Below are 8682 nucleotides of genomic sequence, written 5' to 3'. Positions count from 1 at the left end.
GGTACTACTTTTGTACTCTAAGCAATCATTAAACAACGAAAATATGCATAATAAAGGCAAAGGAAAATTGTTACCAATGAGCCGAATTGCGCCGAAACGGAATGAGCTATCTGAAATTGATACCGTTGCTTCTGCAAAGCGGTATGGTGGTCGCAGAGCATTTGATATTCTAATGGAAGCGCAGTACTATTGGAATCAGATGGAGGACTTTCGAAAAGACCGGGAACGCAATAAACGCTATACTTATGGTTTTCAATGGGATGATATGATTTGTGTTGATGGTAAATCCATGACTGAAGAAGAATATATCAAGAGCCAAGGTAATGTGCCATTGAAAAATAATCTTATTCGTCGGCTTGTACGCAGTGTATTGGGGGTGTACCGCAGCCAAAGTAAAGAACCTACTTGTACAGCACGTGATAGAGATGAACAGAAGCTCGGTGAAACAATGAGTACTATATTACAATGCAATATGCAACTCAACCGAATGCCCGATGTGTACGCTCGAAGTATGGAAGAATTTCTAATCAGTGGCTTTATTGTTCATCGTAAATCATATGGTTGGCGTAATGGTAAAGAAGATTGCTGGACGGATTATGTACAGCCGAACAATTTCTTCATTGATAACAATATGAGGGATTTTAGAGGTTGGGATGTGTCCGTGCTTGGAGAAGTACATGATATATCTTTTGGGCAACTGTGTGAGCAATTTGCTTCCAGTCCGCAAGAATATCGTGAGCTTCGTGATATTTATAAGTGGGCTGCAAGAAAGGATTATATAGCCACTTACGCAGAGCGATTTGGGTATAGTCGGTTAGAAAATTATGATTTTCTCTTTACCAGTGAGCCGGGAAGATGCAGGGTAATAGAAATATGGCGTAAGGAACAGAAGCCGAGATACCGTTGTCATGATTACCAAAATGGTGACATTTTCAAGATAGATGAGGAAGATTATGCACAAGTAGTACTTGCCGAAAACGAAGAACGTATGCGTATGGCCAAGGAGGTGGGTATGCCTGAAGAAGAAGTACCGTTGATAAAAGCTACTTGGTTTGTAGATGATTACTGGTATTTCTATTATCTATCTCCATTCGGTGATATATTGAGGGAAGGGGAGACGCCCTACGAACATGGCAGTCATCCATACGTTTTCAAAGCTTATCCGTTTATTGATGGTGAAATACACTCATTCGTGGCGGATGTGATAGACCAGCAACGATACACCAATCGATTGATAACGCTTTATGACTGGATTATGAGGGCAAGCGCAAAAGGTGTATTGATGATGCCGGAAGATTCTTTGCCTGATGGTGTGAGCATTGACGATATTGCAGAGAGCTGGACGGAGTTCAATGGTGTCATTGTGTACAGACCAAGCAAAAGTGGCAAGGTACCGGAACAGGTAGCCAACAACTCCACGAACATAGGTATTGCCGAACTACTGAATATGCAATTGAAATTCTTTGAGGATATTTCGGGGGTAACTGGTGCATTGCAGGGAAAGCCGGGATATTCGGGGGAAAGTGCATCACATTACAATCAACAGACAGAGAATGCTACAAAATCACTACTAGATTTGCTTGAGTGTTTTAGTTGCTTTGTTGTGGACGGGGCATACAAAGATGTGAAGAACATGCAGCAGTTTTATGATACGAAACGTGTGTTCAATATTGCTGGTAGGAGTGGTGCACAAATTGAATATGACCCGAAGAAAATCCGGGATGTAGAATTTGACTTAAGCATTACTGAAAGTACTTCAACACCGGCATACAGGCATCTTGCTAATGATATGCTAATGCAGTTGTACCAGTCCCAAGCGATCAGCGTAGAGCAGTTGCTTGAACATGGAGATTTCCCGTTTGCCGATGAACTATTACAGAGTATCAAGAGCCAAAAGGAACAACTCGCACAGGGGAGAGTTCCTGACGGGCTTTCACCTCAATTACTCCAACAAGCGCAACAAAATGCAAATATGGAAGCTGTAAATCAGTTGCATGGGGCAATGCAAGGCTAAATTCTAAACGGCGAATAGAACCCCGCTCTATTCGCCGTTTAGAAAATTACTCTTTGGACAATTGGTCGCATTCTATCCATGTTTCTAATGTATCATCGAATAGTACTGTACAACCGTAATTATCATCGTCTACTGCTAATACTGTTCCTGAATTTCCATCGTCATTACACACAACTCGGTCGCCAGCTTTTATTTTTCGGATATTGTCAATAGCTAGAGGGTCATTAGTAAGTGTGACAATGCCGTCTATCCCCTGTTTTGCATCATATCTACTTCCCATTACTTTTTTCTTTTTTTGAGTGAATCAAGGTAAGTGAAATATTCTTTGCGCTTGAGTTTCACAATTAATTCAGGTAATGCGCCGCTTCCATTTTTATAAGGAGTACAATAGAAACACTCACGCTCCAAATCATTCACGAATGTTGAACGAGATAAATAACCTTTCTGTTTCAGTTTGCGGAAGTTGAATCTATCCATAATGATGAGTTTACCACTCTTTCCATTGGGCATAACGTAATAACGTTCACCTGTTTCCTCATGTGCTTTGTCTGCTTTCACTACCGCTTCATTTAAACGGATTGATGCACGTAATTTTCTGATAATGTTCATTGTTTATTAGTTTATTAAATTAAATGTTTAATTTTATATTGTTGCTGCCGAAACAGCTTTCTTTCTTCTTTTAACAGTAAATCGGCCAACACGAGGTACAATTTTGGGAGTATCCATTTCAAAGAAGCAGATATGCAGTCCGATAGCCCTTGTCATTAATAAGTCATCATGCTTACCGGTAATTGCGCCAAAAGCGCCGTTCGGCTTTTTCTCATAACACAGATATTCATCCAAACAACGTTCATCACGTTCTGTGTACAGGTTTTCACGAATAACTTTGACTAATGTTGATATAATCATCGGTTTAGTGGAAATGTTGGTATGAAAACCGTATTTTGTAGGTAATCCCTCGCGTACATCTTCTTCTGATTGTTTGCGTGCATACAGGTTGGGATATATATCCTTTATTTGGTTAAGAATAAATCCGGATTGGTCACCATCCACTTGCCGCTCCTTATCATGAGTTTCCAACGTGTTGCTTTCTATCACCAAAAGCGAATTGTCATAAAACGCTGCTATTTGTGCCGCTTTCCACGCAAGCTGGTCGATGTCGCAATGTCCATACCATTGGGCAACCACGACTGGCCTGTCGCCATCAATCATGAATAGACGATCGAACACGACAATGACAGAGAAGTCGGCTTTATTGGAACGGCCTCCCACATCGACAACAGTGAGGTAGCGGTCTGTGACAACTTCCTTTTCATCTATTTCAGGCAGTTCCCAAATATGTAACAACCCCTGTTTGTCTTCCACAAAACGCAAGTTCTGCAAAGCGTTCTTGCCTTCGTCTGCATCGGCGTAGACTTCGCCGACATATTTAGGCTTCTTGCAGGTACCACGCATTGCGTCCACCTTGTATTTGTCAAACACACGCGCTCCTGAATGAACAAAGGCTTCAATATCGTCGGACGGAAATTCGGCAGCCATTTGTCCATGGTCATTATACTTCCTACGTTCGGCTATATACCAGTTGATAGCTTCGAGCGTAGCCCCTTTCTCCCATAACCACCAAAGATACTTACCGCATTCTTCACGTTCGGAACTAGTATTTTCATTGTTACGGTTTTTATAGAGCCATTCTGCAAAACCTTGTTTTTCTTTATCCGAATTGAAAGCTAGCGTGTATTGTTCTATGTCGAACCATGATACGAACATGGCTTCGAACTGGGAATCCCCTTTCTTTGCTGCGGTATATTCCCTGTGAAAGAAATTTCCTGTACCATTCGCTGTACTCTCATAGACAATCATAGTGTATGGTTTTAGGAGAATACCCGAACAGGCCGACCGCACAATATCTTCTGGTTTCTTACCTTCCGTTGCTTTCCATATTCCTACTTCTGAAAGATGTACAAGGTTATAATCTCCACCTCGGCAACTATCCGGGCGTTCCGCTGTACCAATTTTAATTTTACAGTTTCGTTGAGGAACACGGTATATGCTACCCGATTTACCCACTCCTACAAGTTTCGGCTCATTCTCATTGTAAAGTTCATCAATCTTGTGAAGCATTTCGACTGGATATTTTTTAATCATCCTGTCGAACATATCTTTGATTTCATCGGAACCTGCACCTTGATGTGCTATTATGAGTGAATTCAGTCCTATTTTGTGAAGGAGTTGCAACCATGCCATATAAAGCTGTGAAGTGGTAGAGCCGCCCCATTGTCGCGCCTTTAGTAGAATAATACGTATTGGCTTTCCTGCAATACGTAATTTTTCGAGCCGTTCCACAAAGCGACGTTGCGGTCTTGTAAGACGGAACAATACATCTTCTCCACCACCTTTATTCTTGATATAAACGAATGTAGCTGCCCAAAATGGAAAGTCCTCGCGGCTACGTATGCGTACAAATTGCTCTATAACTTTCAGCCGATCATCCGGATTGTCTTCTACTCCCATGTAATCCGTAAGGAATTTGGCAATAGAACCTGCTTCCACAAGTTGACGTACAAGCGGTATTTTCATTACACGCTTTGGTAGCCATTGATTGCGTATAGGAAAATCACTAATGGTACATTTGACACGTCCCCCTACAGAACCTTCGCCGGTAATAGGATTAAATTTTGCATAAATAATTGAATTACGGCGTTCATTCTCTATTAGTATATTGGTAATGGCTTTTATGTTTATATTACCTTTAATCATGTGACTTTTTTATTATCGGCTTGTTAAGCAGAGCCACAAGGAAACCTAACATATAACACCATAGGTGTAATATTGCATTGGTGTGTGGAAATAAGAAACCTGCAGTAAGATAGAGTATCATCCACAACTGGTAATATTGTTTGCGTAATACTTCAAACGAGATTGAGCCAAATAAAACAAATACTATTCCCGATAATCCTACTGTTGGTGATGTCATTTCACCAATAAAACACTCAATAGTGTCAACTGGAATCGTAACAGCAATTATGTAAGCTAGTACTAACCGCCATATTCCAATGTCATAAATAAAAACCATTGAAAGCAAACACCATGAATTAAGGGAAGCGTGCAGAATGTTTGCGTGAAAAAATGGGTACAATACACGTCCGGCAATATCACTTCCTGCGTAAATGCCTACAGTTTGCCAATCCCATACTTTGAAAAATGACAAACCTACAACAATAGTAGAAATTACAAGAGCCGTAATCTTTTCCATTTTTCTTGTATCCATTGTTTTCTTGCTTTACATACCATTACTTTTGCACTGCCTGGCGTAAGGTAGAATTTAGGAGCAGGTTGTGCAATAACTTTGGCGCACAGTTCGGAAATAGTTAATTCAGGATATTCTTCTTGAAGCTTAAATACCCGATTATAAATTTCTTCATACATCTCTTTTTTCAATGGGCACATTGTGCTCAAATCTGTTTTACCTCTCATCATTGCAGAAATAATCAATGCAGCACGTATATCACTAACCCAAAAGCGGCGAGAGGGCATATTGACTATTATTTTGTATACCTCGGACATACGGATATAGTCGCATGATGAAATGTATTCATCGTATGCTCTCATTAAATCGTCCATACGTTCCTTTGAGTATTCCATTATAGCGCCTTTATGCTTCATTTTTCTATTTATCTATGTTCCAAAGTTATAGATTGGAGCGTAAAAAGATAAACGTGGAATCCTTCTTTCCCTCGCTATTTTTGCTTTGTAGATAAAGACTAAAATTTATTTTTCTCACATTATACCTAATAATATGGAAGTTAAGAGCAATCGCGAGCGATACACAGATCGATTGAAAGCAAAGTATCCCGATAAAGAGTTTGCCGACGACGAGGCATTATTCGCTCAAATTAACGACGAATACGACGGTTTGGACAAAGAATTGTCTGGCTATAAAGAACGGGAAAAAGCACTTTCCGATCTTTTTGCGAGTAATCCACGTAGTGCAGCATTTCTCACTGATTGGCGTAAAGGGGAGGATCCAATCATCGGTATGATACGCAAATTTGGTGATGATTTTAAAGCTGCACTTGAAGACCCGGAGAAGCAAGAAGCTCTTGCTGCTGCCAACAAAGAGTATGCGGAACGAATAGCCAAAGAGAAGGAGTTTGAAGAACAGTATCAGCAGAACATTAATGCAACTCTTTCTACTCTTGAACAAATGCAGCAGGAGGAAGGTATTTCTGATGATGAAATAGATCAAGCAATGGAGTTTCTGATTGGAATTATGAAGGACGGACTTCTTGGTAAATTCACTCGTGATAGTATTCAAATGGCTATCAAGGCTATCAAACATGATAGCGATGTAGAAACAGCCAGTCATGAGGGAGAAGTGAAAGGACGTAATAGTAAGATTGAGGAAAAACTACGCAAAGGGAGCAAGAGTGACGGTACTGCTAATCTTGCAGGAAAGAATGGAGGTGGTAATGCAGACTCACGGCAAATGCCAGATCTTGGTGCAATAAGTCGATATGATGGTGCACAAAATATTTGGGAACGTGGAGGCGAAAAACGTAGGTCAATAAACAAATAAAGATACACAATTCATTTATTAACAATTAAAATTTCAAGCAATGAAGAAAGTAATGAATTTCTTTTGTCGCATTACGCTAATGATATTAGCGTTTGTGACGAGTGCATCAAGCGGTGTCATGATGGCTGACGCATCAAACCTGCCAGATGCAGGTAAAGTGACAGCCGGTGCAGACGGTACGGGTGGAACAGATGGTATTGCCACAGAAACCGGTGGTCGTGAAAATGGAGACCCGAATTTTTACTTAAGCGATGTAGATAAACGCATTGTGAAAATTCGTCCGATGGCGACACCTATTGATCAAATTAGTCGTTATGCGAAATCAAGTAGTACTAATTCTTTTGAGGTGAAGTACTATAGTGTGGGTACACGCGAAATAAAGTGTAGTACTAATAAAAAATTGGAAGCAATGACGGGTGGTGCAAGTGTTTCTTTGCCAGTGAGCGATCTGAATATGTTCACATTGGATGACACTATCCGTGTGGTAGGTGTAAGTGCTATTACTAAACCGGATGGGACTGCATATTCAGAAAGTGACAGCAATGTTCCTGACCTTGAACTTTGTGTGTGTGGAAAGGATAGTTCAACTAATTTGCCGACAGTCTATGCAGTAAATGGGAAAATGGATGATTCAAGCAAGCAACCCATTCTTTTACCAGAGATTCCGCAAGGAACAACCCTTGTCCGTATGGGAAAGGCCTGTGGTGAACTGGATGTGCAGACTGGGCGTTTCAACAATATTCCTATGCCGGAAACACAGTACTGTCAGAACTTCATGATACAGGTAGAACAGTCTACCTTTGACAAGATTGCTGCCAAAGAAGTGAATTGGAACTTTTCCGATATTGAAGAAGATGGCGTATATGATATGCGCCTTGCCATGGAGAATACCTACTTGTTTGGCGTTAAACAGGTTATCAAACATGTTGCCAAGGACGGTATGAATACCTGGTTTACAGGGGGAATCTGGTGGATGGCAGGAAAGGATATCGAGGTTGGTGAATGGAACAGCGAAAAGAACTGTGCCGAGATTACTGATGAAAATCTCGTGGATATAACCAAAGACCTTTTTGTCGGTACTGGTATCGGTAATAAGCGTAAGATTTTATTCTGCGGAAGTGATATGCTTTCGGCATTCTCCAAGATTAAGAGTGAGAAATTTCGTTTGAAAGATACCGTTGAGGTTTGGAACTTGAAATTTAAATCTTGGGATACTGACTTCGGAGAAGTTCTTACCATTCATCATGAATTATTTGATGTGAATGGTATGAGTGATTGCGGTTTTGCCATGGATCCGGAATACCTTTCCAAGAAAACCCACGTGTCTTGGGCACGCAATGTGCTTGACTTGAAGAAAGCGGGTATTCGTCGTACCGATGCAGTAGTGATTCAGGAAGTAAGTTGCTTATATCTGCGTTATGCAAAGGCACATGCGCGTATGAGACTTGCAAAGGCACCTGCAACAGTAGAAGATAGTGGTTCAGAAACTGCTTAATTAGAGTATAAATAAATCAAATTATTAATCGGGGGATGGGATAGAAGTCCTATCCCCTTTTTAATTCATTCGACAATATGACTATTAAAACTTACATGGCGAACACCAATATTAGTATTAATGTTGTGCTTCCAAGCAAAAAGAATTTTCATATAACGTTTACTCCTTTGTCAAATGGTAGTAGTGTGTTTACCACAGATAATGAAATCTTACAAAGGTCAATAGAGAGACATTACAACTTTGGAAAGTTGTTTAGACTCCAAACTTCACAGGAGCAAAGTGCTGAAAGAAAGGTGACAGACAAACAAAAGGTTACTTCTTTAAAGAATCAGAAAGAAATTCCGGCTGCTGAGAATGTAGACAAAACTGAATTGGATAACAACGAGAGCGTTGAGCAAAATGGAGAGACGGAAGATAACGCAGGGGCAGGGGATGATGAAACTGTTTGCAAGGTCAAAGTGAGTGATATTGCAGCTGCTAAGGATTATCTTGCTGACAAATTCGGTATCAGTCGTACTTCTATGCGTTCTACTAAAGCCATTCTGGAACAAGCAGCAGCTCATGGAATAGAGTTCGAAGGATTGTAATAATAAAGTA

Annotated in this window: 9 protein-coding genes; 4 read left to right on the top strand and 5 right to left on the bottom strand. The window is 40.5% G+C overall.

All coding sequences use genetic code 11. The annotated features are described in order from the left end of the window. Positions 1 to 43: 43 nt before the first annotated feature. Complete coding sequence (locus BQ7997_RS09970; protein WP_008761277.1) at positions 44 to 2014, top strand: portal protein; 1971 nt, start codon at positions 44 to 46, stop codon at positions 2012 to 2014. 46 nt (positions 2015 to 2060) lie between these two features. Here the strand turns inward: BQ7997_RS09970 and BQ7997_RS09965 are convergent, their stop codons facing one another. The 5 genes from BQ7997_RS09965 to BQ7997_RS09945 are packed head-to-tail and all read right to left on the bottom strand — an operon-like array spanning position 2061 to position 5656. Then, entirely contained in the window at positions 2061 to 2294 is a 234-nt protein-coding gene (locus tag BQ7997_RS09965; RefSeq protein WP_004317974.1) for a hypothetical protein, read from the bottom strand. Beyond that, positions 2294 to 2623: a hypothetical protein gene (locus BQ7997_RS09960; protein ID WP_073345900.1), complete on the bottom strand. Its 330-nt coding sequence runs from the start codon at positions 2621 to 2623 to the stop codon at positions 2294 to 2296. Before BQ7997_RS09960 ends, BQ7997_RS09965 begins: the two co-directional genes overlap by 1 nt. A 33-nt stretch (positions 2624 to 2656) precedes the next feature. Continuing rightward, positions 2657 to 4771 carry a terminase large subunit gene (locus tag BQ7997_RS09955; RefSeq protein WP_073345897.1) on the bottom strand — a complete coding sequence of 705 codons (2115 nt, stop codon included), beginning with the start codon at positions 4769 to 4771 and terminating at the stop codon, positions 2657 to 2659. Beyond that, positions 4764 to 5282 carry a rhomboid family intramembrane serine protease gene (locus BQ7997_RS09950; RefSeq protein ID WP_073345895.1) on the bottom strand — a complete coding sequence of 173 codons (519 nt, stop codon included), beginning with the start codon at positions 5280 to 5282 and terminating at the stop codon, positions 4764 to 4766. Before BQ7997_RS09950 ends, BQ7997_RS09955 begins: the two co-directional genes overlap by 8 nt. Beyond that, the gene (locus BQ7997_RS09945; RefSeq protein WP_229056126.1) at positions 5243 to 5656 is read right to left on the bottom strand and encodes a hypothetical protein; all 414 of its coding nucleotides are present in this window, start codon (positions 5654 to 5656) and stop codon (positions 5243 to 5245) included. Before BQ7997_RS09945 ends, BQ7997_RS09950 begins: the two co-directional genes overlap by 40 nt. Before the next feature lie 154 nt (positions 5657 to 5810). Here BQ7997_RS09945 and BQ7997_RS09940 point away from each other — a divergent pair, with 154 nt between their 5' ends. The 3 genes from BQ7997_RS09940 (at position 5811) to BQ7997_RS09930 (ending at position 8672) form a co-directional block, all read left to right on the top strand. Continuing rightward, on the top strand, positions 5811 to 6590 hold the full coding sequence (locus BQ7997_RS09940) for a hypothetical protein (RefSeq protein ID WP_073345888.1): 780 nt from the start codon (positions 5811 to 5813) through the stop codon (positions 6588 to 6590). A gap of 40 nt (positions 6591 to 6630) precedes the next feature. Next, positions 6631 to 8085, top strand: a complete 1455-nt coding sequence (locus BQ7997_RS09935) for an SU10 major capsid protein (RefSeq protein WP_073345885.1) — start codon at positions 6631 to 6633, stop codon at positions 8083 to 8085. 77 nt (positions 8086 to 8162) lie between these two features. After that, positions 8163 to 8672 (top strand): hypothetical protein, encoded by a 510-nt coding sequence (locus BQ7997_RS09930; RefSeq protein WP_073345881.1) that lies wholly within the window; start codon positions 8163 to 8165, stop codon positions 8670 to 8672. Positions 8673 to 8682 lie beyond the last annotated feature (10 nt).

The organism is Bacteroides congonensis (genome assembly GCF_900130125.1).
In the GTDB taxonomy this organism is placed as follows: Bacteria; Bacteroidota; Bacteroidia; order Bacteroidales; family Bacteroidaceae; genus Bacteroides; species Bacteroides congonensis.
This window is presented reverse-complemented; position numbering and strand designations above follow the sequence as displayed.

Excerpts from the sequence above, each read along its gene's own strand:
- BQ7997_RS09970 (WP_008761277.1), top strand. The coding sequence starts at position 44 with ATGCATAATAAAGGCAAAGGAAAATTGTTACCAATGAGCCGAATTGCG.
- BQ7997_RS09965 (WP_004317974.1), bottom strand. The coding sequence starts at position 2,294 with ATGGGAAGTAGATATGATGCAAAACAGGGGATAGACGGCATTGTCACA.
- BQ7997_RS09960 (WP_073345900.1), bottom strand. The coding sequence starts at position 2,623 with ATGAACATTATCAGAAAATTACGTGCATCAATCCGTTTAAATGAAGCG.
- BQ7997_RS09955 (WP_073345897.1), bottom strand. The coding sequence starts at position 4,771 with ATGATTAAAGGTAATATAAACATAAAAGCCATTACCAATATACTAATA.
- BQ7997_RS09950 (WP_073345895.1), bottom strand. The coding sequence starts at position 5,282 with ATGGATACAAGAAAAATGGAAAAGATTACGGCTCTTGTAATTTCTACT.
- BQ7997_RS09945 (WP_229056126.1), bottom strand. The coding sequence starts at position 5,656 with ATGGAATACTCAAAGGAACGTATGGACGATTTAATGAGAGCATACGAT.
- BQ7997_RS09940 (WP_073345888.1), top strand. The coding sequence starts at position 5,811 with ATGGAAGTTAAGAGCAATCGCGAGCGATACACAGATCGATTGAAAGCA.
- BQ7997_RS09935 (WP_073345885.1), top strand. The coding sequence starts at position 6,631 with ATGAAGAAAGTAATGAATTTCTTTTGTCGCATTACGCTAATGATATTA.
- BQ7997_RS09930 (WP_073345881.1), top strand. The coding sequence starts at position 8,163 with ATGACTATTAAAACTTACATGGCGAACACCAATATTAGTATTAATGTT.